The sequence below is a fragment of the Trinickia symbiotica genome (genome assembly GCF_002934455.1).
Lineage (GTDB): Bacteria > Pseudomonadota > Gammaproteobacteria > Burkholderiales > Burkholderiaceae > Trinickia > Trinickia symbiotica.
This window is the reverse complement of the sequence record NZ_PTIR01000018.1, coordinates 104,980-130,862: the sequence shown is the minus strand read 5'-3', so window position 1 is coordinate 130,862 and position 25,883 is coordinate 104,980. Positions and strand designations below refer to the sequence as shown.

Below are 25,883 nucleotides of genomic sequence, written 5' to 3'. Positions count from 1 at the left end.
TCCTTACGAGTATGCAAGCCCCATCGCCTCTCGCACGTCGCGCATCGTCTCGGTGGCGAATTTTCGCGCCTTGTCGCAGCCGTCGGCGACGATTGCCCGCACGAGCGAGGGATCGTCCATATATTTTTGCGCGCGCTCGAGCATCGGCTGCTGCTCGCGCAGAATGCCCTCGATGACGGGCTGCTTGCACTCGAGGCAGCCGATCCCGGCGGAACGGCAGCCCTTCTGGACCCACTGATGGGTCGCCTCGTCGCTATAAACCTGATGCAGTTGCCACACCGGGCACTTGTCGGGATCGCCCGGGTCAGTGCGCCGCACGCGCGCCGGGTCGGTCGGCATCGTGCGGACCTTCTTCGTGATCGACTCGGCATCCTCGCGCAGGCCGATCGTATTGCCGTAGGACTTCGACATCTTCTGACCGTCGAGGCCCGGCATCCGCGAAGCCTCCGTCAGCAACACCTGCGGCTCGACGAGAATGATCTTGCGTGCGCCTTCGAGGTAGCCAAAGAGGCGCTCGCGGTCGCCCATCGACAAGCTTTGCGATTCCTGCAGCAGCGCGCGGGCTCGCTCGAGCGCCTCGTCGTCGCCCTCCTGCTGATAAGCGTTGCGCAACTCCTGATAGAGCTTCGAGCGCTTGCCGCCGAGCTTTCTGACGGCTTCGATCGCCTTTTCCTCGAAGCCCGGCTCGCGCCCGTACAAATAGTTGAAACGCCGCGCGATCTCGCGCGTCATCTCGACATGCGGCACCTGATCTTCGCCGACCGGCACGAGCGATGCCCGGTAGAGCAGGATATCCGCGGCCATCAACACCGGATAGCCGAGAAAGCCGTAAGTCGACAGGTCCCTGTCCTTCAGCTTCTCCATCTGCTCTTTGTACGTCGGCACGCGCTCGAGCCAGCCGAGCGGCGTGCTCATGCCGAGCAGCAATGCAAGCTCCGCATGCTCGGGAACGCGGCTCTGGATCAGTAGCGTGGCCTGGCTCGGGTCGATGCCCGAAGCGAGCCAGTCGATCAGCACTTCCCAGACGTTGTTCTCGATGATGTCCGGTGTTTCGTAGTGCGTGGTCAGCGCATGCCAGTCGACAACGCAAAAAAAGCACGGGTACTCGGCCTGCAGGCGCACCCAGTTCTTCAACACGCCATGATAGTGGCCGAGGTGCAGCGACCCGGTGGGACGCATGCCCGAGAAAATGCGGTCAGGAAACATGGTGTCAGTTCAGGAACGAGGCGAAAGGGGCCAGGATGGCGGTCAAAGCGTCATAGCCCAGCGAGACGAGCGGCCTCAGCCAGATCTTCGTCAAGAGGCCGGATATGACGAGCACCATCACGATCGCGAAGCCCCAAGGCTCGAGCCGTGCCAAGCCGATCGCCTGGCGCGGCGGCAACAGTGCGACGAGAACGCGCCCACCGTCGAGCGGAGGGAGCGGAAACAGGTTCAACACGCCGAGCACGAGATTGACGCCGACGCCGCCTGCCGCCATTCGAGAGAAAAACGGCTCGTCGACCGAGAAATAAGCGAGCGCCACGCCGATCAGCGCCCAGAGCAGCGCCTGCACGAAATTGCAGGCCGGACCGGCGAGCGCGACCCAGAGGCTCCCCCAACGCGGGTTGCGCAGATTGCGGAATGCGACGGGCACCGGCTTCGCGTAGCCGAACATGAACGCGCCGCCCGTCATGAAATAGAGCAGCAGCGGAATCGCGATCGTCCCGAGCGGATCGATATGGCGCATCGGATTGAACGACACGCGCCCCATCATGTAGGCGGTGTTGTCGCCAAGCAGCCGCGCTGCATAGCCGTGAGCGGCCTCGTGCAGCGTGATCGCGAAGACCACCGGCAGCGCGTAGACCGCGATCGTCTGTATCAAAGAAGAGAAATCCATAGCGGGGCCTATTGTAACAAGGGGGCCAAGGCGTGACGCCTCTCGGCCGGACGGCCAGCGTGTGTGGCCGCGTTATTTCATCGTTTCCTGATCGAAGCCCCTAGCTGGCGCGACAATATCGCCATTCACGCCGCCGTCAGACCGAACGGCTCGAGCGAGCCGCACCCTGCGCGCACGAGCACGGGCTCGTCGCCGGTCAGATCGATGACCGTCGAGGGCGCGCGCAGACACGCCCCTGAGTCGATGACGAGATCGATCTGCTTTTCGAGCCGGGCCCGGATGTCCTCCGGCTCGTTGAGCGGCTCGTTGTCGGGGGGCAGGATCAGCGTCGTCGCGATGAGGGGCTCGCCGAGCGCCTCGAGCAAGGCGAGCGTGATCGCATGATCGGGCACGCGCAGGCCGATCGTTTTGCGCGACGGGTGCGACAAGCGTCGCGGCACTTCCTTCGTCGCCTGCAGCACGAACACATAGGGCCCCGGCGTCACCGACTTGATGAGCCGGAACTGGTGATTGTCGACCATCGCGAACGCCGCGAGCTCGGAAAGGTCGCGCACGAGCAGCGACAGATGCTGACGCTCGTCGAGCCCACGGATTCGGCGCAGACGCGTCACGGCTTCCTTGTCGTCGAGGCGGCACCCGAGCGCATAACTCGAATCGGTCGGAAGCGCGATCACGCCGCCTTCCTTGACGATCTGGACAGCCTGCGCGATGAGCCGCGGCTGCGGGTTGTCGGGATGGATCCGGAAGAATTGGGACATGGTCGAAGGTCGTCGGTAAGCCGGGCGTCGGCACGGGCCCGGGACTGCATTCGATGCCGCGGTGAACCGGCTGGCTCGCCGCTCAAGGGGCCGCGCCGAAATCGAGCATTCGACGGCCGACCCAGGCGTTTTTCCTTTCGTTCGAGGATTGAGCGGACGCTAGAACCAGCGCTCCCAGACAGGCTTGAGACCGGCCGGCAACGGCGGCAACTCGCCGAGCTCCACTCGGCCCTCGCCCGGCGCGTGAAAATCCGATCCGCGCGACGCCTCAAAGCCGAAACGGCGCGCGACGTCGGCGTACTCGCGGTACTGATCGGGCGTGTGGCTGCCCGTCACAACCTCGATGGCCTCGCCGCCCAGGTCGATGAACGTCGAGAAGAGTTCGTCGAAGGCTAGCGGCGTGTACTTGTAGCGGCCAGGATGGGCGATCACCGCGACGCCGCCCGCAGCCTTGATCCAGCGAAGCGCATCTTCCAGGCTCGCCCACCGATGCGGCACGTAACCCGGCTTGCCCTCGCCCAGGAAACGGTCGAAGACGTCGGCCGTCGATTCGGCGAAGCCCTTTTCGACGAGAAAGCGCGCGAAATGCGTGCGCGAAACGAGATCGGGGTTCGAGACGTAACGCAACGCGCCCTCGTAGGCCCCGGGAATGCCGACCGCGTCGAGCGCCGCCCCCATTGCTTCCGCGCGCGTGCTGCGGCCGTTGCGCGTGGCATGGAGCCCTTCGACGAGCGCCGGGCAGTCGGGATCGATGCCGAGCCCGACCACGTGCACCGTTTTCATCGCCCAAGTCACGGAAATCTCGACCCCGGCTAGGTACCGCATACCGAGCGCCTCAGCCGTCCTGCGCGCCTCGGCTTGGCCACGCACCTCGTCGTGATCGGTCAGCGACCAGATCGTCACTCCTCCCGCATGCGCGCGCCGCGCTACGTCGGCGGGCGCGAAAAACCCGTCGGACACGTTGGAATGGCAATGCAGGTCGGCGTTCATGTGGTTCGATGGGGCCCAAAAACCGTCTTCTCATTTTACTGCAATGCGGCGCGCAACTTGAACGCCGCGAAGTCCGGCACCCCGCGCCGACGCGTTTTCGCAGGCGTTCGATCAAGCGCAAAACGCCTCGATCAGCGCCGCGATCCGCTCCGGCTGATCGTGATGAAGCATGTGGCCCGTGTCCTCGATCAGCTTTTCGCGCCAATCGCGGAACGCCTGAAAGCGAGCTTTGAATTCGGCGAGCGGAATCGCGCCCGCCAGCCTCGCGAGGGTCGGCGAGGCAACCGCCTCGACGTGCAGCACCTTCGCGCTGACGTTGGCCCATATCGCCATCACTTCGTCGAGCCGATAAAGGAGCGGGCCGTGCAGCTTGTGCGCCGGATCCCCCAGCAGCATGTAGCGGCCGTCCTCGCCGCGCCGCGACCAGTGCTGCGCCAGAAAAAACGCGCGTTCGGGCGCGAGGCGCGGATTGGTCTTGATGAGCCGCGCCGCCACGTCGTCGAGCGTGCCGTAGGTCTTGAGCGACGGCGGCGCGCGCAGGTCGTCGAGCCATGCGGCAATGCGCCGCGGCGCACCCGCCGCTCGCGCCGGCGCAAGGCCGAAGCCCTCCAGATCGACGACGCGGCGCACGCGCTCCGGGCGTACGCCCGCATAAAGGCAAACGACGTTCGCGCCCATGCTGTGGCCGACCAGGTTCACCTGCCCCGTCGGCGCGTAGTGATCGAGCAGCGCTTCCAGATCGGCCAGGTATTCATGGAACCAGTAATGCCCGCCGCCGCGCGCCGCCACGGGCCAATCCGACAGCCCGAACCCACGCGCGTCGGGCGCGATCACCTGCCAGTCGCCGGCGAGCGCATCCGCGACGAACTGAAAAGACGCCGCCACGTCCATCCAGCCATGCAGCATGAATAACGCGGGGGCGCCGCGATCGCCCCAGCGCCGCACATGGAGTCTGACGCCGCGAACGTTGACGAAATCCGATTGGGAGAGGTTCATGGGAGAAGCGCCCGAAAAAAGAATGATCGTTCGATTATATCGGTGCCCCAATGACGTTGCTCGAGGAAGCGCTCGAGTCACGCGGCGATTCGGAGACCGGTTAGGTCGCGCCCGTTCCGTCGTCCGGATCCGCCTGCGCGGCCAAGGCGGCGAGCTCGGCCTCGTCGAAGCCGGCGTCGCGGCGCGCCTCGAAGTTGAACGGGCCGCGCAAGCGCGGCGCATGGTATTGGTCGGCGAGGCGCAGATAGGTCGGGTGCGGGTCGAGCGAGCGCGTCTCGCAGAGATAGCGGAACCAGCGATTGCCGATCCGCACGTGGCCGACCTCGTCGCGCAATATCACGTCGAGGATCGCGGTCGAGTCGAGATCTCCCGCCTGGACGAGCCGCGCGCGAATCGGCGGCGATGCGTCGAGACCGCGCGCCTCGAGCGTGCGCGGCACGAGGGCCATGCGCGCGAGCACGTCGCCGCGCGTGCGCTCGCACATCTCCCAAAGCCCGTCGTGCGCAGGCAGATCGCCGTAAGCGTGGCCGAACTCCGCAAGCCGCGCCGCAAGCAGCGTGAAGTGATGGGCCTCTTCGGCAGCAACACGCAACCAGTCGCCATAGAACGGTTCGGGCATGTCGGGAAACCGCCAGACGGCGTCGAGCGCGAGATTGATCGCGTTGAATTCGATGTGCGCCAGCGCATGAAGCAGCGCGGCGCGCCCCTCGCGCGACTGCATGCCGCGGTGCCGCAAAAGCCGCGGCGCAACGAGCGTCGGGCGCTCGGGGCGCCCGGGCAGGCCGTCCGGCTCCTCGATCCGCTCTTGCGGCAGACAGACGAGTTCGCCCGCCAACCAGCGCGCCCGCAACGACTGCACCGAGGCGGCTTTCGCGGCGGGGTCGCGGGCCAGGAGCGCCGCGAGCGACAAACGGCGCAGCGACTCGCCGCGACCGGTCCGGGCGTCGCGAAGGTCGGACGAAACGGCGACAGAAGTCGAAGAAGGCCAGTTACCCATTTACAATAGATGGTTCGACACCCGCGTCGCTGCCCGACGCGCACTGCCGATCGGCCAGACGATGTGCCGCGCGGCGCCGGCCCGACAGGAGAATTGAACTGTGGCGATGTACAAGCTGGGCGAACACGCCCCGACGATTCACGAGAGCGTTTTCGTTGCCGACACGGCAACCATTATCGGTCAAGTGACGCTCGACGAGAACGCGAGCGTCTGGTTCGGCGCTGCGATCCGCGGGGATAACGAGCCGATCGCAGTCGGTGCCGGCAGCAATATCCAGGAAGGCGCGGTGCTCCATACGGATCCCGGCTATCCACTCGTTATCGAGACCAACGTCACCGTCGGCCACCAGGCGATGCTCCACGGCTGCACGATCCGCGACGGCGCGCTCATCGGAATTCAGGCCATCGTCTTGAATGGAGCGGTGATCGGCCGCAACTGTCTGGTCGGCGCCGGTGCCGTCGTGACCGAGGGCAAGGTATTTCCGGATCGGTCGCTGATCCTCGGCGCGCCCGCGAAGGTCGTGCGCCAGTTGACGGACGAAGAAGTCGCGCGACTCGAAAGCAACGCCGCGGGGTATGTGCAACGCCGCGCGCTCTTCAAGGAGCAGCTCGTGCGTATCGGCTGAGCCGCGCCGCGCCAACGGCCGCCCGCTCAGGCGGCCGGAGAGCCCAGTATCGATGTTTCGAGGAAAAGCCGTGGAAGATCAGTTGCAGAAGTTCATGTTCAGCACCGCGCCCGTGCGCGGCGAAATCGTATCGCTGCGCAATACGTGGCGCGACGTGCTGACACGCCGCCGCTATCCGGCGCCGGTACGGGACATTCTCGGGGAAATGATGGCGGCTTGCGCGCTACTGTCGGCGAACCTGAAGTTCGACGGCACGCTCATCATGCAGATTTTCGGCGACGGCCCCATCAAGATGCTCGTGGTCCAATGCAGCTCGGCGCTGGCCATGCGGGCCACGGCGAAGTTTTCCGACGACCTCGCAATCGAGGGAATCGCCGCGGAGCCTCCCCCCTTTGCCGAGCTGCTCAACGCAAGCGGTCATGGCCGGTGCGTCATCACGCTCGATCCGCGCGAAAAGCGCCCCGGTCAGCAAGCCTATCAGGGCATCGTGCCGCTCAACGGCAGCGACGGGCCGCTGCAATCGATCGCCCAGGTGCTAGAACACTACATGCATCACTCGGAGCAGCTCGATACGCGACTCTGGCTTGCCTCCAACGACGAGCGGGCCGTCGGCATGCTGTTACAGAAGCTCCCCGGCGACGGTGGAATCGTGCCGCACGCGGGCGAACACGATGCCGACACGTGGGAGCGGGTCTGCGTGCTCGGTGGGACGCTTTCGCAAGACGAACTGCTCAAAGAAGAACCGCAGACGCTCTTCAAGCGGCTCTTCTGGCAAGAGAACGTTCAGCACTTCGCGCCCGTCGCCGCCCATTTCGAGTGCAGTTGCTCGCGAGAGAAAGTCGGCTCGATGCTGAAGATGCTTGGACGGGGCGAAGTCGAAAGTGTGCTCGACGAGCAAGGGCACGTCGAGATCCACTGCGAGTACTGCAATCAGCGATACGAGTTCGACCCCGTCGATGTAGCCCAGTTGTTCGCGGCAGGCGGCGTATCGACAGGTGTCACGCCCGCCACGACCCAGCGCCACTGAGCGGCGCCGTCGCGCTGCTTCTTAGGGAGGCTCAGCATGAACCCGTCGAAACCGGCACGCGCCCCATTCTCGCCGCGCGGCCCGTTAGCCGTTGCTATCATCGGCGCGCTGGTCGTCTCCGCGGCGCTCGCCGGCTGCGTCGTCGCCCCGCCGTCCGGACAGGTTTTGAGCCGGCTCCCGCCCGATCAAGGCGGCGCGTCGCCGTCCGCGCGTCCGCTTACCGACGCGGAAAAAAAGCGTTACGACGAAATCGACAAGCAAGTCCTCTCGGAGCAAAACGAAGCGATGGCGGCCGACGCATGGGCACGCTACTACGCGCCCTATTACGCGCCACCGGTCGTCTACGGCGGGTATGGCGGCTATTACGGCGGATGGGGGGCGGGATACTACAGCCCCGGCTATTATCCGGGCTGGTGGTGGTAAGGACGACCGGAGGGGGCACCCTTTGGGGGCCCCGGAGGAAGTCCCTTTAGGGACGACCGGAGGGGGCACCCTTTGGGGCCCCCGGAGGAAGTCCCTTTAGGGACGACCGGAGGAAGTCCCTTCAGGGACTCGCCGGCGTCCACTGACGCTCGAGCTTGGGCTTGTTCGCCCTCTTGAGCGCCCTGGCTAACGCTTCGGTTTCTCGCCCGCCTGCTTCTTGGCGCCTTTCTCGGCCTTCCCGTGAGCCGGCTTGACGCGAGAGACGGGATTCGGCACGACGGCGACGGGCGCCGCCGACACTTGCCCGCGCGTGGACGTTTCGGCGCTCACGGACGCCGCGGCAACCGTGCTCGCCGCCGAATTCGGCGAGACGAACTGAACGAATACCTCGCCGTCCTTGACCATCCCCATTTCATAGCGAGCGCGCTCTTCGACAGCTGCCGTGCCGGCTTGCAGGTCTTGGACCTCGCCTTCGATCCGCTGATTGCGCAGCTTCTCGTCGGCGTTTTTCTTTGCTTGCGCGTCGAGCGCCTCGCGTAATTCATGCACGCGCAGCCAGCCACCGTGCCCCCACCAAAGCGGAAACTGAATCAGCACGAGCAGGACGACAAGAACGACAGTGACGAGCCGCATGCGAAAAGGCGCCGTATAGTCAACGCCGCCGCGGATGCCCCGAAGGTAATCCCCTGTGGGGACGCCCCGAAGGTAGTCCCCTGTGGGGATGCCCCGAAGGTAGTCCCCTGTGGGGATGCCCCGAAGGTAATCCCCTTGGGGAACGAGTCGCGCGGCGGCGGGCGGAAAGACCGATAAAAAAAACGAGTCAGCTCGTCAACGCAGGTTATAGAACGTCGACTTGCCGGGGTAGCTTGCGATATCGCCGAGATCTTCCTCGATGCGCAGCAACTGGTTGTACTTCGCGATGCGGTCGCTGCGCGACAGCGAGCCCGTCTTGATCTGACCGGCGTTGAGGCCCACGGCGATATCGGCGATCGTCGAATCTTCCGTTTCGCCCGAGCGGTGCGAAATCACGGCCGTGTAGCCGGCCCGCTTGGCCATCTCGATCGCGGCGAACGTTTCCGTCAGCGTACCGATCTGATTGATCTTGATGAGGATCGAGTTGGCGATGCCCTTCTCGATGCCTTCCTTGAGGATCCGCGTGTTCGTGACGAAGAGATCGTCGCCGACGAGTTGGATCTTCTTGCCGAGCCGGTCGGTCAGGAGCTTCCAGCCGTTCCAGTCGCTCTCGTGCATGCCGTCTTCGATCGACACGATCGGGAATTTGTCCGCGAGCGTGGCGAGATAGTCGGTGAACTCGGCCGATGATAGTTGCAGCCCCTCGCCCGCAAGCTGGTACTTGCCGTCGTGGTAGAACTCGCTCGCCGCGCAATCGAGCGCCAGCAGCACGTCTTCGCCGGCGCGATAGCCGGCCTTCTCGATCGCCTGCAGAATCGTCGATAGGCATTCATCGTTGCTGCCGAAGTTCGGCGCGAAACCGCCTTCGTCGCCGACGGCCGTGCTCATGCCGCGGTCGCCGAGGATCTTCTTCAGCGCATGGAAAACTTCGGCACCGCAGCGCAACGCTTCACGAAACGTCGGCTGGCTCACCGGCACGATCATGAATTCCTGAATGTCGAGGCTGTTGTTCGCGTGCGCGCCCCCGTTGACGATGTTCATCATCGGCACCGGCAACTGCATGGCACCGGAGCCGCCGAAGTAACGGTAAAGCGGCAGCCCGGCTTCCTCGGCCGCGGCCTTCGCGACCGCGATCGACACGGCCAGCATCGCGTTGGCGCCGAGGCGCGACTTGTTGTCCGTGCCGTCGAGCTCGAGCAGCGTCTTGTCGAGGAACGCCTGCTCGGAAGCGTCGAGCCCCATGATGGCTTCGGAGATCTCCGTGTTGATATGCTCGACCGCCTTCAACACGCCCTTGCCGCCATAGCGACCGGCTTCGCCGTCGCGCAACTCGATTGCCTCGCGCGAGCCTGTCGACGCGCCAGACGGCACCGCCGCGCGACCCATCGTGCCCGACTCGAGCAGCACATCGCATTCGACGGTCGGGTTGCCGCGCGAATCCAGGATCTCACGGCCAATGATGTCTACGATTGCACTCATGTTTTCCTCTAAAGATGACGTTCAATTCCGCTTATGACGTGGAGCTGCGCTCGCTCTTGGTTGTTCTCGTTGGGTCGCTTGGTCTGCGTCGTCTTGTTCGTATGCGGTTGTTTCGATGAAAAGCGCGAGCATCAATCGAACTCGCGCTCGAGAAACGGCGTGCGCTTCACGACGGCGTCGAGCGCAACGAGCGTTTCGAGCAACTCGCTCATGCGCCGCAACGGCACGGCGTTGGGGCCATCGGACAGCGCGCAAGGCGGATTCGGATGCGTTTCCATGAACAATCCGGCGACACCGACGGCAACCGCCGCGCGCGAAAGCACGGGTACGAATTCGCGCTGCCCACCCGAGCTCGTGCCCTGGCCGCCCGGCAGCTGTACCGAGTGCGTAGCGTCGAAGACGACCGGCGCACCCGTTTCACGCATGATGGCGAGCGAGCGCATGTCCGAGACGAGGTTGTTGTAGCCGAACGAGGCACCGCGCTCGCAGGCAAGGAAACGATCATCGGAGAGCCCCGCTTCGCGGGCCGCGTCGCGTGCCTTGTCGATGACATTCTTCATGTCGTGCGGCGCGAGGAACTGGCCCTTCTTGATGTTGACGGGCTTGCCCGAGCGCGCGCAGGCGTGAATAAAGTCGGTCTGCCGGCAAAGGAATGCAGGTGTTTGCAAGACATCGACGACCTCGGCCGCCGGCGCGATCTCGTCGATCTCATGAACGTCGGTCAGCACCGGCACTTTCAGTTGGCGCTTGACCTCGCCGAGGATGCGCAGCCCTTCGTCCATGCCCAGCCCGCGAAACGATTTGCCCGAGCTGCGGTTCGCTTTATCGAACGAGGACTTGTAGATGAACGGGATGCCGAGCTTCGCGCAGATTTCCTTCAGCGTGCCGGCCGTATCGATCGACATCTGCTCCGATTCGACGACGCAGGTGCCCGCGATCAGGAAAAAACGCTTGTCGAGGCCGACCTCGAAGTCGCAAAGCTTCATGCCTTCACCTTTTCTTCGACGCTCGCTTTGGAATAGGCCAACGCGGCCTCGACGAACGACTTGAAGAGCGGATGCCCGTCACGCGGCGTCGACGTGAACTCGGGGTGGAACTGCACGCCGACGAACCACGGGTGAAGCCGCTGCGGCAACTCCATCATTTCGGGCAGATCTTCGCTCGGCGTGCGCGCGCTGATGACGAGCCCGCCCCCTTCGAGTTGAGGCACATAGCGGTTATTGACTTCGTAACGATGGCGATGGCGCTCGTTGACGTCCTTGCCGTAGATGCGGGCGGCGAGCGTGCCGGGCTTGATCGGGCAGCGCTGCGAGCCGAGGCGCATCGTGCCACCGAGATCGGAAGCCTCGTCGCGCTTCTCGACGCGGCCCTCGCGGTCGTACCACTCGGTGATGAGCGCGACGACGCGATGCGGCGTTTTCGGATCGAACTCGGTGCTGTTCGCACCCGCGAGCCCGACGACGTCGCGCGCGAATTCGATCACGGCAAGCTGCATGCCGAGGCAAATGCCGAGATACGGCACCTTCGCCTCGCGCGCATAACGGATCGCGGCGATCTTGCCTTCCGTGCCGCGCCGGCCGAAGCCGCCCGGCACGAGCACGGCATCGAGATGCGCGAGGCTCGCGACGCCTTCCTCCTCGATCTGCTCGGAATCGATGTACTCGATGTTGACCTTCGTCGACGTATGCACCGAGGCATGCCGCAGCGCCTCGATCAGCGACTTGTACGACTCGGTCAGCTCCACGTACTTGCCGACCATGCCGATCGTCACCTCGTGCAGCGGGCGCTCGAGCTTATCGACGATATCGGCCCACATCGACAGATCGGCCGGATTGGGAGCCAGCTTCAGTTCGTCGCAGATGATCTCGTCGAGCCCCTGGTCGTGCAGCATTTGCGGAATCTTGTAGATGCTGTCGACGTCCCACACCGAGATGACCGCGTCCTCGGGCACGTTGGAAAAAAGGGAGATCTTCTTGCTCTCGTCGTCCGGAATCGGGCGGTCCGCGCGGCAGAGCAGCACGTGCGGCGAAATACCGATCTCGCGCAGCTTCTGCACACTATGCTGCGTCGGCTTCGTCTTCAGTTCGCCGGCCGTCGCGATGAACGGCACGAGCGTCAAGTGAACGAAGCAGGCGCTGTTGCGCCCGAGGCGCAGGCTCATCTGGCGGGCGGCCTCGAGGAACGGCAACGATTCGATGTCGCCCACGGTGCCGCCGATCTCGACGATCGCCACGTCGGGCTCGCCGCAGGTCGCCGATGCGGCGCCGCGCTCGATGAACGCCTGAATCTCGTTTGTGATGTGCGGAATGACCTGCACCGTCTTGCCGAGATAGTCGCCTCGCCGCTCCTTGCGGATCACCGACTCGTAGATCTGCCCCGTCGTGAAATTGTTGGCGCGGCGCATCTTCGTGCTGATGAAGCGCTCGTAGTGCCCGAGGTCGAGATCCGTCTCGGCGCCGTCCTCCGTCACGAACACTTCGCCGTGCTGAAACGGACTCATCGTGCCGGGGTCGACGTTGATGTAGGGATCGAGTTTGAGGAGGGTGACTTTGAGACCGCGCGACTCGAGGATCGCGGCGAGAGAGGCGGCGGCAATGCCCTTGCCGAGGGACGAAACTACACCGCCGGTGACGAAAACATATTTGGTCATCGCTGGATGCTCGCGGGAAAAACGGATTATACCTTAAAGGTCCGCCCGGACCCCTTTCCGAAAGCGCCGGCACAGCCTTTCGAAGGCTCTTGCGAGTCATCCCGATGGAGGCTTCCGACGAGCGCGACGACACCTCGCCCGCTACCGCCGGCGGCCGCTCATGCGACCAATTCCGCGCTCAGCACGCGAAGCATCCGCTGCACGGCACGCGCCGTCTCGATCGGCTTTTCCATCGGAAAGAGATGGCTGCCCTCGAGCCATTCGATGCTGCCGCCCGTTGCCCGCTTCGTGGCCTCGAGCCCGACCTGGCGAATTTCTTTCGAGTGCGTCCCGGCCACGAAGCCTACCGGAACGGGCGCGCCATGCGCGAGCCGCGCGCCGAGCGTGCGCGGCAGCGTCCGATAGATCAGGTATTCGATCTGGCGGTCGAAGGCGAGCGTGCGCGTGCCGTCGGGCGCCGTCTGCGGTATGCCGAAATCGATGTAGTCGGACAACACGCGCTCGTCCCAGCGCGCGAACGCGGGCTTCGCGTGAAAATGCCGCCACGCTTCCTCGCGGCTCGGCCAATGCGTGCGGCGCGTGCGCGTCGCGGCGGCCGGCGAGAGCCGCTCGTCGAGCCCCGTCCATTGCGACACACGGAGCACGCCCGCGCGCCAACCCGCGACCACGGGCGAGTCCAGCATCACGACGCCGCGCACCCAATGCGGGCGCTTGAGCGCCGCCATCAGCGACAGGTAGCCGCCGAGCGAGTGGCCGACGAGCCAGACCGGCTCCTCGTAGCGAGCGCCGATGTCGTCGAGCAGTTCTTCGACGAGATGCGGCCAGTCGCTCGTCACCGGGTAGCGCGCATCGTGGCCGATGCGTTCGATGTACCGGAGCTCGTAATCGTCGGAGAGCTCGGCGAACATCGTCCGGTAAGTCGATGCCGGAAATCCGTTCGCGTGCGAAAAGTGAATGATCTCCTTCAAGCTTCGCTGCCTCCTCGTTTGAAAGCCCCACCAGCCCCGCGGCCCGGCGCTCGACACGCGGCTCACCGATCCATCCAATAGCGGCGATGCGTGTCGCGATAGCGCTCGAGCGTCAATACGCCGTTGCGGAGCGCGATGCGCGCCGCACCGTCGCGATCCGTCCGTGTCAGCTCGACGCCGCGCGCGACGAAGCGCGACCAGACGCCTGGATGAGGGTGACCGAAGCGGTTGCGATAGCCTACCTGAAATACCGCGATGCGCGGACGCACCGAGTCGAGGAAAGACTCGGTCGACGACGTCTTGCTGCCGTGATGCGCAACGAGGAGGACATCGGCTGCGAGCGCGTCGGACACGCCGGATACAGCGGTCGCCTCACGTTGCAGCGCACCTTCGACTGCCGCATCGATGTCGCCCGTCAACAGCGCGGCAAAGCCGTCCGCCTCCACCTTGAGGACGCAGGAGCCCGCGTTCGATGTCACCGGCAGCGGGCCGGGCCGCGGCCATAAGATGGTGAAATCGACGCCGTCCCATCGCCAGCGCTGCCCCGAAGCACAGCGCACCGTTTCGGCGCCCGCCGCGCGCGCCGCGCGCCAAAGCGTGTTCGCGGGCGGCAATCCACCGAGCAGCTGGCGCACGTGTACCGCTTCGAGCACGGCCGGGGCGCCGCCCGCATGGTCGGCATCGGCGTGACTGACCACCAGCGCATCGAGCTCGGGCAGGCCATTCGCCAGTAGATAGGGCGCGACGATACGTTCGCCGGCGTGCGTCGATTCGGGGCCCGGCCCGGCATCGAAAAGCAGGGCGTGGCGCGCCGTCTCGACGACGATGGCCGAGCCCTGCCCCACGTCGAGCGCGGTCAGTCGAAATTCGCCCGGCTCGGGCGATGCAGGCGGGGGGAACGCGAGCGGCAGCCAGGCGATCGGCGCTGCGAAGCGCAAGGGCCAGCCGCGCGGCATAAGGCACCAGACCACACCCGCGGCCGCGCACGCGAGCGCCACGGCAGACGGACGGAGCATGCGCCATTCGGCCCATTGTTCGTCGGAAAGTCGCTGCAAAATCCGCATGAGCGGCTCGAGCAACGCATGCGCGAGCTCGAAAGCGATCGAATCGAACGGTGCGGGCAATGCAACGCCGATGAGCACGACCGGCGTGACGAGCACGCTCACCCAGGGGACGGCCAATGCGTTGGCGAACGGTCCAGCCAGCGAGATTTGCGAAAACCAGAAGGCCGTCAGCGGCGCGAGCCCGATCGTCACCGCATATTGCGCGCGAAGCGCACCGGCAAGTTGCTCGCGCGCGCGAGCGATGCCGCGTCGCACGAAGTGCCATCGTGAGCGGCGCGGCGGGTCGGCAGCCCTCGGGGTCGCAGTGAACGGGTCGAGCAAGTCGTCCGCCATCTCGTCGCCATGGGGCGACCGTATCCGCAATCGCCCGTGCAGCGCCAACGAGATCGCCGCGACCGCGCCGAACGACAGCCAGAAGCCCGCCGCCACCACGGCCCACGGATCGACGATGACGACGAGGGCCGCGGCCCAGGCGAGCACGAGCGACGGCGCGACGCTGCGTCCGAACACGAACGCCAAGCTGACGACGATGAGCATCCACAACGCGCGCTGGGCGGGCACGTTGAAGCCGGCGAGGGCCGCATACGCGGCTGCGCAGAAGGTCCCGGCGACGGCGGCGACGATCGGTGTCGGGACGATGAGCGGCCATTCACGCGAGCCGTCTCGTGCCAGCTTCGCGCCGAAAAAGCACGAGCGCCGCCAGAGCCATGCGGCGAGCGCGGCGCCAAGGCCGGCGACGAAGCCGATGTGGAGCCCCGAAATCGCGACGAGATGGCTCGTCCCGGTGCGGCGCAGAACGGCGCGATCGGCCGAGTCGATCGCTTCTTGCGCGCCGATGGCGAGCGCGAGAACGATGCCACGATGCGGCGCGGCGGAAAGCGCCTCGCCGATGCGCGCGGCGAGCGCGAAGCGCCACCGATCGATCGCCGATGCGAGTCCGCCCGCGCTGCCGGGCAGGCGCCGGGCAGTCGCCGCGCCGGCAACGTAACCGGTCGCCCGTACGCCGCGCGCGAAAAGCGTCGCTTCGAGATTGTGTCCGCCGAAATTGGCATGGCCATGCGGCCGCTTCAAGCGGACCGTCAGCCGCCACCGCTCGCCGGGGACCAGCGTCGGCATGCGGTCGCCGCCGCGCTGAAGCCAGCTCAACTGAACGAGAGGCGGAAAGCGCTCGATGCCGTTATCGCGGCGTACCTCGTCCGTGTCGACGGAGAACAGAAAGCGCATGCTCCGCGCGTCGCGCACGGGCAGCCCGTGCACATGGCCCGACAGCACGAGATCGCGCCCCTCCCACTGCGCCGGCAGCGCGTCGCGCAGTCGCAGATCTGCGCGGCCCGCCGCGTAGCCGAAACCGGCGACCACCGCCGCGAAAAAGCACGCGCCAAGGCGCATTGCCCCTGCCATTCGCGCGATGGGTGCGCCCGCCCCGTTCCCCGGTTCCGCCGGGTTCGCCCGGCAACGAGCGGCAAGCACAGCCGCGAGCGCGATCGCCGCGACCCAGAGCGTCGCACCGAAGCCCCAGCCGAGCGGACCGGGCAAGGCCGGTTGCTGCTGCAATAGCACGACACCGAGCACGAACCCGCACAGGACGAGCCGCATCCATCCTCCATCGCCACCTCCGATTCGAACCCCGCATGCCGTCGATCGGGCGCGCAGTCGGTCCGGCGATTATGAAGAGGAAAGCGCGAGCCGCGGCAGTGCGGCGTGAGCGTTAGCCGTTGTGCCTAGGGCCAATTGGTCGACTTCGATGCCGCGCAATTCGGCCAGCACGGCGCCGATGCGCGCCGTCTGATCGGGCGTATTGCGCTCTTTATAGCGCCAGGACGGGGCAATATCGGGCGCGTCGGTCTCGACGACGATCGCCTCCAGCGGCAGGTCGACGGCGAGCCGCCGAATCTGCCGCGCGCGCTCGAACGTGACATTGCCGCCGAAGCCGAGCCGCAGGCCCTGCTCGATGAATGCATGGGCTTGCTGAAAGCTGCCGTTGAACGCATGCGCGATGCCCTTTTTCACGCCGATGCGGCGCAGGCCCTTGAGCACCTTGTCCTGAGATTTGCGCACATGGCAAATGACCGGTAAATCAAATTCGCGCGCGAGCTTCAGCTGTCCTTCGTAGAAGAACCATTGCCGTTCGTCGTCCAGGTTGGGCACGAAATAGTCGAGGCCGATTTCGCCGATGCCGACGAACCGCGGATCGTCGAGGCTCGCTTCGATCTCGGCGGAAAGCGCATCGAGATCGCATTCCTCGGCTTGCGGTGTAAAGAGCGGATGAATGCCGAGCGCGTACGCGCCACCGGCCACACGATGAGCGAGCGCGCGCACCGCCGCGAAGTTCGCCCGCCCGATGGCGGGAATGACGATCCGTCCGACGCCGGCTTGCTCGGCCGCCCGCGCGACGTCGTCGCGGTCGACGTCGAACTCGGCGGCGTCCAGGTGGCAGTGCGTATCGATCCACATGGCGAATGTCGCTCGATGGCCGCGTGCGCCCGGCCTCAGACCGGTATCGGCGGTTCCTCGCGCAGCACGCCGTCGCGCAGACGCAGGACGCGATCGCAGCGCGCGGCGAGATCGGCATCGTGCGTGACGATGACGAAACTCGTCTCGAGCCTCTCCGAGAGTTCGAGCATCAGGTTGAAAACCGTGTCCGCCGTGGCGCCGTCGAGATTGCCCGTAGGCTCGTCGGCGAGCACGCAGGCAGGCTTCGCGACCAGCGCGCGCGCAATGGCGACGCGCTGCCGTTCACCGCCCGACAATTCGCCGGGCCGATGTTTCGCGCGGTGCTCGAGGCCCACGCGCGCGAGCACCTCGAGCGCCTCACGGCGCGCCTCGTCGGTTGTGAGACGTCGGATGCGCAGGGGCATCGCGACGTTATCGAGTGCGCTGAATTCGGGCAACAGATGATGGAACTGGTAGACGAAGCCGAGCGCGCGATTGCGCAAGTCGTTGCGCTCGCGCTCGGCGAGTTCGGTAAAGGGCTTGCCGAGCAGCGACACGCGCCCGGCGCTCGGCTCGTCCAGCCCGCCCAGCACATGCAGCAGCGTGCTCTTGCCCGAGCCGGACGCGCCGACGACGGCGACTTTCTCGCCACGGCGCACGGCGAGATCCGCGCCGGACAGAACCGGAACGTTGAAGCCGCCCTGAACGAACGCCTTTGAAATACCCGTTGCTTCGAGCACGTACTCGTCGAGCGCCTGCCGCCCGGTGGCAGCGCTCGTCGTCGATAGACCAGTCATGAGCTCACTCATAGCGCAGCGCCTCCGCCGGACGAACCTTGGCCCCACGCCAGCTCGGATAGAGCGTGGCGAGCGTCGAGAGAACGAACGCGATCACACCGATTCTGATGACGTCGCCGGGCACGAGTTCGGATGGCAGCTCGCTGATGAAATACACCGAGGGCGGCAGGAATTGCACGCCGAGCAGATGTTCGATCATCGGCACGAGCCACGGAATGCTCCACGCGATGAGCGTGCCGAGTGCGACACCCGTGGCCGTGCCGACGAAACCGATCGTCATACCCTGTACGACGAAAATCTTCATGATCGATCCCGGCTGCGCGCCGAGCGTTCGCAGAATCGCGATGTCGGCTTGCTTGTTCGTCACCGTCATCACGAGCGAGGACACGAGATTGAACGCCGCCACGGCGATGATCAGCGTGAGGATGATGAACATCATCCGCTTTTCGATCTTGACGGCCGAGAACCAGGTCTTGTTCTGCTGCGTCCAATCGCGGATATAAAGGTCGCCCGACAGCGTTCGCGCCAGTTCGTGCGCCACGCGCGGCGCCTGCTGCATGTCCTTGAGCCGCAGCCTCACGCCGGTCGGCGCGGGTACGCGAAAGAGCGCCTCGGCGTCACGAATGTTCACGAGCGCAAGCGAGCTGTCGTACTCGTAGTGACCGGACTGAAACATGCCCGCGACCGTGAATTGCTTCAAGCGCGGCATCAAGCCCGCGGGCGTCATCGAGCCTTCCGGCGCGACGAGCGTGATCTTGTCGCCTACCGTCACGCCGAGGTTCTCCGCCAGATCGGCACCGAGCACGATATTGAACTGGCCCGGAACGAGGTCGGTCAGGCGCCCTGCTTTCATTTCCTTGCCGATGTCGGAGACCTGCGGCTCGAGCGCCGGGTCGACGCCGCGCAACGCCACGCCGCTCACGGCGTCTTGCCGCGTGAGCAGTGCCTGCGCGTCGACGTAGGGCGCCGCACCGATGACTTCCGGGTTGCGCCGCGCCTCGTTGGCCGTCAGCTGCCAGTCAGGCATGGCGCCGCTCGGCGAAAAGATCTCGACATGAGCGAGCACGGAAAGCATGCGGTCGCGCACTTCCTTCTGAAAACCGTTCATCACGGACAGCACGACGATGAGCGCCGCCACGCCGAGCGCGATCCCCGACATCGAAACGAGCGCGATGAACGAGATGAAACCGTTGCCGGTCGTGCGCTTGCCGGCGCGCGTATAGCGCCAGCCGATTTGCCATTCGTACGGAAGCTTCAAGCGAATCCTTCAATTTGTTACGCGACGGCCGCCGCCGCGGTCCAATTCGCGCCGCGGCCGGCTTTGCCGCCGATCAAGCGCGCAGTTTGCCATACAATGCGCAGCATCATGCACGCCCACCGTCTTCATCTGCTGCTTCCTTTCGCGCTCCCGACGGCCGCCGACGCCTCGACCGCGCTGCACAGTCTGCAAAGCCCCGCCCTCGACAAGCTTTTCGCCCGCGCCACGCTCGTCGAGCGCGTGGCCGGCGAAGACTTCCAGCGTACGCTGCCGCACGAGCGCTGGATCGCGCGTCAATTCGGCGCGGTTGCCTCGAACGCCGCCGACGAGGCGCCGCTTGCGCCGTACATGCTGCTGGCCGACGGCGGCACGCCCGGCAACACCGTCTGGGCCTGCGTCGAGCCGGTTCACGTGCGCATCGCCCACGATCATCTGGTGCTCGTCGACCCTGCCATGCTGGCGCTCGCCGCCGATGAGGCCGCAACGCTGCTTGCCGTCGCCAAGCCGCTCGTCGAAGAGCTGGGCGTACGAATCGAGGCGCCGACAGCTACGCGCTGGTATTTGAGCGGCGATGCGCTCGGCATGCTCGCGAGCGCGTCGCCGCTGCGCGCGAGCGGACGCAGCGTCGAAATCTGGCTGCCCCATGACGCGCATACCGGCCAGCGCTCGCGTGCCTGGATGAAGCTGCAAAACGAAGTCCAGATGGCCTGGTTCGAGCACCCTGTCAACGAGGCGCGCGAAGCGCGCGGGCTGCCGGCCGTGAACTCGGTCTGGTTGCATGCGCAGGGCGCCGCTCAGCCGGTCAAGAGCCCGTTCGCGCGCGTTTTCTCGAACGCTGCCGCTACGCGCGGGCTCGCACTGGCGGCAGGTATCGGGCCATCGGCCGCGCCGCCCGCTTTCGATGCGTTGCCGGCCGCGGAAGGAAACGGCACGACCCTCGTCGAGCTCGAGCCTTTCTCGACGCCGTTCGTGCAACAAGACTGGCCGGCCTGGAGCGGCGCGCTTGCCGCGCTCGAGCGCGACTGGTTCTCACCCGCGCTCGCCGCGCTCGAAGCCGGCCGCCTGAGCGCGCTGACGATGACACTTTGCGGCGATACCAGTTCCGCGACCCTCACCGCGACACGCGGCGACTTGCGCCGGTTCTGGCGCCGCCGCGTGCTGGCGTCGCTGTTCGAATGAAGCTCCCGGCGCTCCCATGATCCGAATCGCGACTCGCGCGCCGTCGCCCGCCGACGAAGCCGCGCTCATCCGCCACGGTCTTCATCCTGTCCTTGCCCGCCTGTATGCCGCACGCGGCGTGCGCTTGCCGGACGAAATCGAAACGGCGCTGACCCGACTCGCCTCGCCGCTCGAGCTGAAGGGCGCCGCCGAGGCCGGCGCGCTGCTCGCGCGGGCGCTCGAGTCGAAGCGGCGCATCCTCGTCGTCGCCGACTACGATTGCGACGGCGCGACCGCTTGCGCCGTCGCGGTCCGCGGACTGCGCATGTTCGGCGCGCAAGTCGACTATCTCGTCCCCAACCGGTTCGAGTACGGCTATGGCCTGACTCCCGAGATTGTCGAGCTGGCCGCGCGACACCCGGCGGGACCGCCCGACTTGCTGATTACGGTCGACAACGGCATCGCCAGCGTCGACGGCGTCGCCGCCGCGCGCTCGCACGGCATCGACGTCCTGGTCACCGATCATCATCTGCCCGGCGACGTGTTGCCGGACGCCCAGGCGATCGTGAATCCGAACCAGCCGGGATGCACGTTCCCGAGCAAGTGCATCGCGGGCGTCGGCGTGATGTTCTACGTGCTGCTCGCCTTGCGCGCGCAATTGCGCGAGCGCGGCGCGTTCGCCGAGGGGGGCATCGCGGAGCCGCGCCTGGACGGGCTGCTCGATCTCGTCGCGCTCGGCACCGTCGCGGACGTCGTCAAGCTCGATCACAACAATCGCGTCCTCGTCGCGCAAGGGGTCGCGCGCATTCGCCGCGGCCGCATGCAGCCAGGCGTCGCGGCCCTCTTCCGCGCCGCGGGCCGCGACGCGCGCACCGCCTCCGGTCTCGACTTGGGGTTTGCACTCGGGCCGCGTCTGAACGCCGCCGGACGGTTGTCGGACATGTCGCTCGGCATCGAGTGCCTGATCACGGACGATCCCGGTCGGGCCTGGGAGCTGGCGCAACAGCTCGATGCGATGAACCGTGAGCGCCGCGAGATCGAAGCCAGCATGCAGGAGCAGGCGCTCGTCGATCTGGCCGCGCTCGACCCGGCGGGCTCGGCCACGATCACGCTGTTCAATCCCGAGTGGCATCAGGGCGTGATCGGAATCGTCGCGAGCCGACTCAAGGAAAAGTTTCACCGCCCCGCATTCACATTGGCGCCTGCCGACGCAACGGGTACGGTCGTCAAGGGGTCGGGCCGCTCGATCGCCGGTTTCCATTTGCGCGACGCGCTCGACCTCGTCGCCAAGCGCGAGCCCGGCCTTCTGACGAAATTCGGCGGGCATGCGATGGCGGCCGGCGTCACGCTCGCCGCGGTGGACGTGCCCCGCTTTGCCGCCGCGTTCGAGGCCGTGGGCCGGGAGTGGCTGACGGAAGATGCGCTTGCGCGCGTAGTCATGACGGACGGCACGCTCGAAGACGCGTATTTCACGCCGCAAATCGTCGAGATGCTCGAAGCGGCCGTCTGGGGCCAGGGTTTTCCGGCGCCGACGTTTTCCGGCGAATTCGACGTGGTGTCACAGGCGCTCGTCAAAGACAAGCATCTCAGGCTTCAACTGATGCGCAGCCGTCAACGCTTCCAGGCGATCTGGTTCAATCGGACAGAGCCGCTTCCGGCGCGCGCGCATATCGCTTATCGGCTCGCCTGCGATTCGTGGAACGGCGTGTCCCGCGTGCAGTTGATCGTCGAGCATGCCGTAGCGGCGGACGGCGCCTAGTGCGTTCGCATTTCGCCAGTACCGGCAATCCATGGAAACCCCGGGCCAAGAGCCCCGATCGGCTATAATTTCTCCTTTTTACGAATCGAAGCTGATCGACATGGAAGCGGAACGTCTGAACGCGATCGAGGGCTCTCTCGCGGACCTGCGCCGGCGCGCGGGCGAGCTACGGGGGTATCTTTGACTACGACGCCAAAACGGCGCGTCTAGCCGAAGTCAACAAGGAACTCGAAGACCCGAACGTCTGGAACGACTCGAAGCACGCCCAGGCCCTCGGCCGGGAAAAAAAGTCGCTGGAGGCCGTAGTCCTCACCCTCGCCTCGCTCGATAACGATTTGCGCGACGCGCAGGATCTGTTCGAGATGGCGCGCGACGAAAACGACGACGACACGCTCGTCGCATGCGAAGCCGATGCCGCATCGCTCGAACACCGCGTCGCGGACATGGAATTTCGCCGGATGTTCGCGAATCCGGCCGATCCGAACAACGCATTCATCGACATTCAAGCCGGCGCCGGTGGCACCGAGGCGTGCGATTGGGCGTCGATGCTGTTGCGCCAGTATCTGCGCTACTGCGAGCGCAAGGGCTTCAAGGCCGAGGTGCTCGAAGAGTCCGAAGGCGACGTGGCCGGCATCAAGAGCGCGACGATCAAGGTCGAGGGCGAATATGCCTATGGCTTCCTGCGCACGGAAACGGGCATTCACCGGCTCGTGCGCAAATCGCCGTTCGACTCGTCGGGCGGCCGCCACACGTCGTTCTCGTCAGTGTTCGTCTACCCGGAAGTCGACGATTCGATCGAAGTCGACATCAACCCGGCCGATCTGCGCATCGATACGTTCCGCGCTTCGGGCGCGGGCGGCCAGCACATCAACAAAACCGATTCGGCCGTTCGCATCACGCACCTGCCCTCGGGCATCGTCGTGCAGTGCCAGAACGACCGCTCGCAGCACCGCAACCGCGCGGAAGCCATGGCGATGCTGAAGTCGCGCCTTTACGAAGCGGAACTGCGCAAGCGCCAGGCAGAACAAGACAAATTGGAATCGAGCAAGACCGACGTGGGCTGGGGCCATCAGATCCGCTCCTACGTGCTCGACCAGAGCCGCGTCAAGGACTTGCGGACGAATGTCGAAATCAGCAACACGAAAGCCGTGCTCGACGGGGACCTCGACGAATTCATCAGCGCGAGCCTCAAGCAAGGTGTGTAAGCCAAGACCATGACCGAACCGACCCTCACGAGTCCGACGTTGGACAACAGCGCCGACGAAAACAAGATCATCGCCGAGCGCCGCGAGAAATTGCGTGCGCTGCGCGAGTCGGGCGTCGCCTACCCGAACGACTTCCGCCCGACGCATCGCGCCGGCGAACTGCAGACGGCGTATGCCGATGCCGACAAGGACGCGCTCGAAGCCACGGCGCTTCCGGTTGCCATCGCCGGCCGGATGATGCTGAAGCGAATCATGGGGAAGGCCAGCTTCGCCACGGTGCAAGACGGCTCCGGCCAGATCCAGTTCTTCGTCACGCCGGCCGACGTCGGCGAGCAAGCGTACGAAGCATTCAAGAAGTGGGATCTCGGCGACATCGTCGCCGCGCGCGGCGTGCTGTTCCGCACGAACAAGGGCGAGCTGTCGGTTCGTTGCACCGAACTGCGGCTGCTGGCGAAGGCGCTGCGTCCCCTGCCCGATAAGTTCCACGGGCTCGCCGATCAGGAAATGCGTTACCGGCAGCGCTATGTCGACCTCATCGTCACGCCCGAAGCACGCAAGACGTTCGTCGCCCGCACGAAGGCCGTCGCTTCGATCCGCAAATTCATGGCCGATGCCGACTTCATGGAAGTCGAAACGCCGATGCTGCACCCCATTCCGGGCGGCGCGGCCGCAAAGCCTTTCGTCACGCACCATAACGCGCTCGACATGCAGATGTTCCTGCGCATTGCGCCGGAGCTCTACTTGAAGCGCCTGGTCGTGGGCGGCTTCGAGCGCGTCTTCGAAATCAACCGCAATTTCCGCAACGAGGGCGTGTCGCCGCGGCACAACCCCGAGTTCACGATGATGGAGTTCTATGCGGCCTATACGGACTACGTCTGGCTCATGGACTTCACCGAGCGTCTGATCCGCCAAGCCGCCATCGACGCGCTCGGCTCCGCGACGTTCACGTACCAGCAACGCGAGCTCGATTTTTCGAAGCCGTTTCATCGGCTGACGATCACGCAGGCGATCCGCAAGTACGCGCCCGACTACACCGATGCGCAGCTTGCCGATGCGGTGTTTTTGCGCGCCGAGCTGAAGCGGTTCGGCGTGGACACGGCGCAGCCCGCGTTCAAGAACGCCGGCATCGGCGCGTTGCAGCTGGCACTTTTCGAGGAAACGGCCGAGTCGCAACTGTGGGAGCCGACGTTCATCGTCGATTATCCGGTCGAAGTCTCGCCGCTCGCGCGCGCGTCGGATACGGTCGAAGGCATCACCGAGCGCTTTGAGCTCTTCATCACGGGCCGCGAGATCGCGAACGGCTTCTCTGAGCTCAACGACCCGGAAGATCAGGCGGCTCGCTTCAAGAAACAAGTCGAGCAGAAGGACGCCGGCGACGAAGAGGCGATGTATTACGATGCCGATTACATTCGTGCGCTGGAATATGCGATGCCGCCGACGGGCGGCTGCGGCATCGGCATCGACCGCCTCGTGATGCTATTGACCGACAGCCCGAGCATTCGCGACGTGATTCTCTTCCCTCACTTGCGCCGCGAGGACTGACCGTCGGACGGCGACTGTCGGGCGTTGCGCGAGCCCGACAGTTTGTAACCGCAGGTAAAAGCGATGCTGCTAGCTGCGACCCGGCGGCGGCGCAGCTCGCTCCGGACCCGATAAGCCGGTGTGCCGAAGGCTTTCTTCCAACGAAACAGATTGTGCGCGGTTCTCGCCGTCCGCAATCAGTTACAAATTGAAACGCAAGCCTGCAGCGTTTCGCAGACACTGGTGTCCAACTAAGTACGAACATTGTACGTCCCGATTATGCACGGGATCGGGCAAGCGCCTTGCACGACGCCCAAATGAGTGCTGAAGCACGAGCTCTGGCCGCCAGCCAAAGCGCAAACTCGGGATAGAACGCTGACACGAGGTCCGTCATGAATCAGCCTACCGCGTCGCCGCGCCGCATGCATCCGCTCGTCGCCACGGCGGCGGCCACAGTCATCGTCGCCAGCTTGGCCGCGACAGCCGCCATTACCGGTCTCTTTCCAAAGGCTTCGAGCACGGGCGCGCAAAACGATCAAACGCAGAGCGCGCAGATCGCGAATCAACCGGTCGTGGATTCGTCGGCTCGCGCGCCGGCCGCTGCGGCAGTCGCGCCCGCACCGCGATCGACGGCGCCTGACCCAACCACTGAAGCGCAACAATCGGCTCAACCGTCGCCCGAGCAAAACGCGGCGCCACCCGCCCAGCATGGGCAGTACGCCACTCAGCCCGCGCCGAATCTCTATGCGCAGCCGGGGCAGCAATACGCTCAGCAGCCCTATTCCGGGCAGCAACCCTACTCCACGCCGCAACAACAACCGCAGCCGCAGGCAGCCGCGTGCGCGAGCTGCGGCACCGTGGAATCGATCGTAACGGTGCGCCACCAGGGTCATGGCACGGGCATCGGCGCCGTGGGCGGCGCTGTGGCGGGTGGGCTGCTCGGCAATCAGTTCGGCGCCGGTACCGGTCGCGCCGCGATGACGGTTCTCGGCGCAGTGGGCGGCGGCTTTGCCGGCAATGCGGTCGAGCGACACCTGCGCAGCACGACGGATTACCAAGTCCGCGTGCGGATGGAGAACGGCCGGCTCCGTTATTTCACCTACCGTCAGGCACCGCCGTTCCAGCAAGGCGAGCCGGTCAGGATCGAGCGCGGTACGCTCGTCGCCCGCTGAGCCGCGCGCCGCGCCGCGCTCGGGAATACAAAAAAGGCGATTCGGCCGACGGATCGCCTTTTTTTGCGGCCGATGAGGCCCGCCCGACCCG

The 25,883-nt window shown here is 65.6% G+C and carries 23 protein-coding genes; 8 read left to right on the top strand and 15 right to left on the bottom strand.

Annotated features, from left to right (window positions below):
• Positions 1-3: 3 nt before the first annotated feature.
• The 6 genes from B0G57_RS23080 to B0G57_RS23055 form a co-directional block, all read right to left on the bottom strand.
• Positions 4-1,206: a tryptophan--tRNA ligase gene (locus B0G57_RS23080; RefSeq protein WP_018440194.1), complete on the bottom strand. Its 1,203-nt coding sequence runs from the start codon at positions 1,204-1,206 to the stop codon at positions 4-6.
• Between the two features lie 4 nt (positions 1,207-1,210).
• Positions 1,211-1,879 carry a site-2 protease family protein gene (locus B0G57_RS23075; protein ID WP_018440195.1) on the bottom strand — a complete coding sequence of 223 codons (669 nt, stop codon included), beginning with the start codon at positions 1,877-1,879 and terminating at the stop codon, positions 1,211-1,213.
• A 125-nt stretch (positions 1,880-2,004) separates the two neighbouring features.
• Positions 2,005-2,637 (bottom strand): L-threonylcarbamoyladenylate synthase, encoded by a 633-nt coding sequence (locus B0G57_RS23070; protein WP_018440196.1) that lies wholly within the window; start codon positions 2,635-2,637, stop codon positions 2,005-2,007.
• A gap of 159 nt (positions 2,638-2,796) precedes the next feature.
• Positions 2,797-3,627, bottom strand: coding sequence for a 3',5'-nucleoside bisphosphate phosphatase (locus tag B0G57_RS23065; protein WP_018440197.1), 831 nt, complete (start codon positions 3,625-3,627; stop codon positions 2,797-2,799).
• A 111-nt stretch (positions 3,628-3,738) separates the two neighbouring features.
• Entirely contained in the window at positions 3,739-4,623 is an 885-nt protein-coding gene (locus B0G57_RS23060; RefSeq protein WP_018440198.1) for an alpha/beta fold hydrolase, read from the bottom strand.
• 100 nt (positions 4,624-4,723) lie between these two features.
• On the bottom strand, positions 4,724-5,620 hold the full coding sequence (locus B0G57_RS23055; RefSeq protein WP_018440199.1) for a ferritin-like domain-containing protein: 897 nt from the start codon (positions 5,618-5,620) through the stop codon (positions 4,724-4,726).
• 100 nt (positions 5,621-5,720) lie between these two features.
• Between B0G57_RS23055 and B0G57_RS23050 the strand changes: the two genes are divergently transcribed.
• The 3 genes from B0G57_RS23050 to B0G57_RS23040 all read left to right on the top strand — a co-directional run bounded on the left by B0G57_RS23050 (position 5,721) and on the right by B0G57_RS23040 (position 7,695).
• The gene (locus B0G57_RS23050) at positions 5,721-6,245 is read left to right on the top strand and encodes a gamma carbonic anhydrase family protein (RefSeq protein ID WP_026229582.1); all 525 of its coding nucleotides are present in this window, start codon (positions 5,721-5,723) and stop codon (positions 6,243-6,245) included.
• 70 nt (positions 6,246-6,315) lie between these two features.
• A complete protein-coding gene (hslO, locus tag B0G57_RS23045; RefSeq protein ID WP_018440201.1) occupies positions 6,316-7,272 on the top strand; it encodes an Hsp33 family molecular chaperone HslO in 957 nt (318 codons plus the stop codon).
• Between the two features lie 36 nt (positions 7,273-7,308).
• Entirely contained in the window at positions 7,309-7,695 is a 387-nt protein-coding gene (locus B0G57_RS23040; RefSeq protein WP_018440202.1) for a hypothetical protein, read from the top strand.
• 186 nt (positions 7,696-7,881) lie between these two features.
• Here the strand turns inward: B0G57_RS23040 and ftsB are convergent, their stop codons facing one another.
• The 9 genes from ftsB to B0G57_RS22995 form a co-directional block, all read right to left on the bottom strand.
• Positions 7,882-8,328, bottom strand: coding sequence for a cell division protein FtsB (gene ftsB, locus B0G57_RS23035; RefSeq protein ID WP_018440203.1), 447 nt, complete (start codon positions 8,326-8,328; stop codon positions 7,882-7,884).
• A gap of 195 nt (positions 8,329-8,523) precedes the next feature.
• Positions 8,524-9,807, bottom strand: coding sequence for a phosphopyruvate hydratase (gene eno / locus B0G57_RS23030; protein WP_018440204.1), 1,284 nt, complete (start codon positions 9,805-9,807; stop codon positions 8,524-8,526).
• A 131-nt stretch (positions 9,808-9,938) separates the two neighbouring features.
• The gene (gene kdsA / locus B0G57_RS23025; protein WP_018440205.1) at positions 9,939-10,793 is read right to left on the bottom strand and encodes a 3-deoxy-8-phosphooctulonate synthase; all 855 of its coding nucleotides are present in this window, start codon (positions 10,791-10,793) and stop codon (positions 9,939-9,941) included.
• Positions 10,790-12,457: a CTP synthase gene (locus B0G57_RS23020; protein ID WP_018440206.1), complete on the bottom strand. Its 1,668-nt coding sequence runs from the start codon at positions 12,455-12,457 to the stop codon at positions 10,790-10,792. The genes kdsA and B0G57_RS23020 overlap by 4 nt, the downstream gene beginning before the upstream one ends.
• A 158-nt stretch (positions 12,458-12,615) precedes the next feature.
• Positions 12,616-13,425: an alpha/beta fold hydrolase gene (locus B0G57_RS23015; RefSeq protein ID WP_018440207.1), complete on the bottom strand. Its 810-nt coding sequence runs from the start codon at positions 13,423-13,425 to the stop codon at positions 12,616-12,618.
• Positions 13,426-13,487: 62 nt separating this feature from the next.
• Positions 13,488-16,085 carry a DNA internalization-related competence protein ComEC/Rec2 gene (locus B0G57_RS23010; protein WP_018440208.1) on the bottom strand — a complete coding sequence of 866 codons (2,598 nt, stop codon included), beginning with the start codon at positions 16,083-16,085 and terminating at the stop codon, positions 13,488-13,490.
• Between the two features lie 69 nt (positions 16,086-16,154).
• Positions 16,155-16,943, bottom strand: coding sequence for a TatD family hydrolase (locus tag B0G57_RS23005; protein WP_018440209.1), 789 nt, complete (start codon positions 16,941-16,943; stop codon positions 16,155-16,157).
• A gap of 35 nt (positions 16,944-16,978) precedes the next feature.
• Positions 16,979-17,719 (bottom strand): lipoprotein-releasing ABC transporter ATP-binding protein LolD, encoded by a 741-nt coding sequence (lolD, locus tag B0G57_RS23000; RefSeq protein ID WP_020566135.1) that lies wholly within the window; start codon positions 17,717-17,719, stop codon positions 16,979-16,981.
• 4 nt (positions 17,720-17,723) lie between these two features.
• Positions 17,724-18,977, bottom strand: coding sequence for a lipoprotein-releasing ABC transporter permease subunit (locus B0G57_RS22995; protein WP_018440211.1), 1,254 nt, complete (start codon positions 18,975-18,977; stop codon positions 17,724-17,726).
• A gap of 96 nt (positions 18,978-19,073) precedes the next feature.
• Here B0G57_RS22995 and B0G57_RS22990 point away from each other — a divergent pair, with 96 nt between their 5' ends.
• From B0G57_RS22990 to B0G57_RS22970, 5 genes are all read left to right on the top strand, one after another.
• Positions 19,074-20,156: a hypothetical protein gene (locus tag B0G57_RS22990; protein ID WP_051090002.1), complete on the top strand. Its 1,083-nt coding sequence runs from the start codon at positions 19,074-19,076 to the stop codon at positions 20,154-20,156.
• A gap of 16 nt (positions 20,157-20,172) precedes the next feature.
• A complete protein-coding gene (gene recJ / locus B0G57_RS22985) occupies positions 20,173-21,894 on the top strand; it encodes a single-stranded-DNA-specific exonuclease RecJ (RefSeq protein ID WP_018440214.1) in 1,722 nt (573 codons plus the stop codon).
• 100 nt (positions 21,895-21,994) lie between these two features.
• Positions 21,995-23,099 (top strand): peptide chain release factor 2 gene (gene prfB, locus B0G57_RS22980; RefSeq protein WP_102607212.1). Its coding sequence is split into 2 segments (ribosomal slippage): positions 21,995-22,075 and positions 22,077-23,099, totalling 1,104 coding nucleotides; the frame shifts between segments, so codons are not numbered across the junction.
• Between the two features lie 9 nt (positions 23,100-23,108).
• Complete coding sequence (gene lysS / locus B0G57_RS22975) at positions 23,109-24,641, top strand: lysine--tRNA ligase (protein ID WP_018440215.1); 1,533 nt, start codon at positions 23,109-23,111, stop codon at positions 24,639-24,641.
• A 371-nt stretch (positions 24,642-25,012) separates the two neighbouring features.
• On the top strand, positions 25,013-25,792 hold the full coding sequence (locus B0G57_RS22970) for an outer membrane lipoprotein (protein ID WP_018440216.1): 780 nt from the start codon (positions 25,013-25,015) through the stop codon (positions 25,790-25,792).
• Positions 25,793-25,883: the final 91 nt, after the last annotated feature.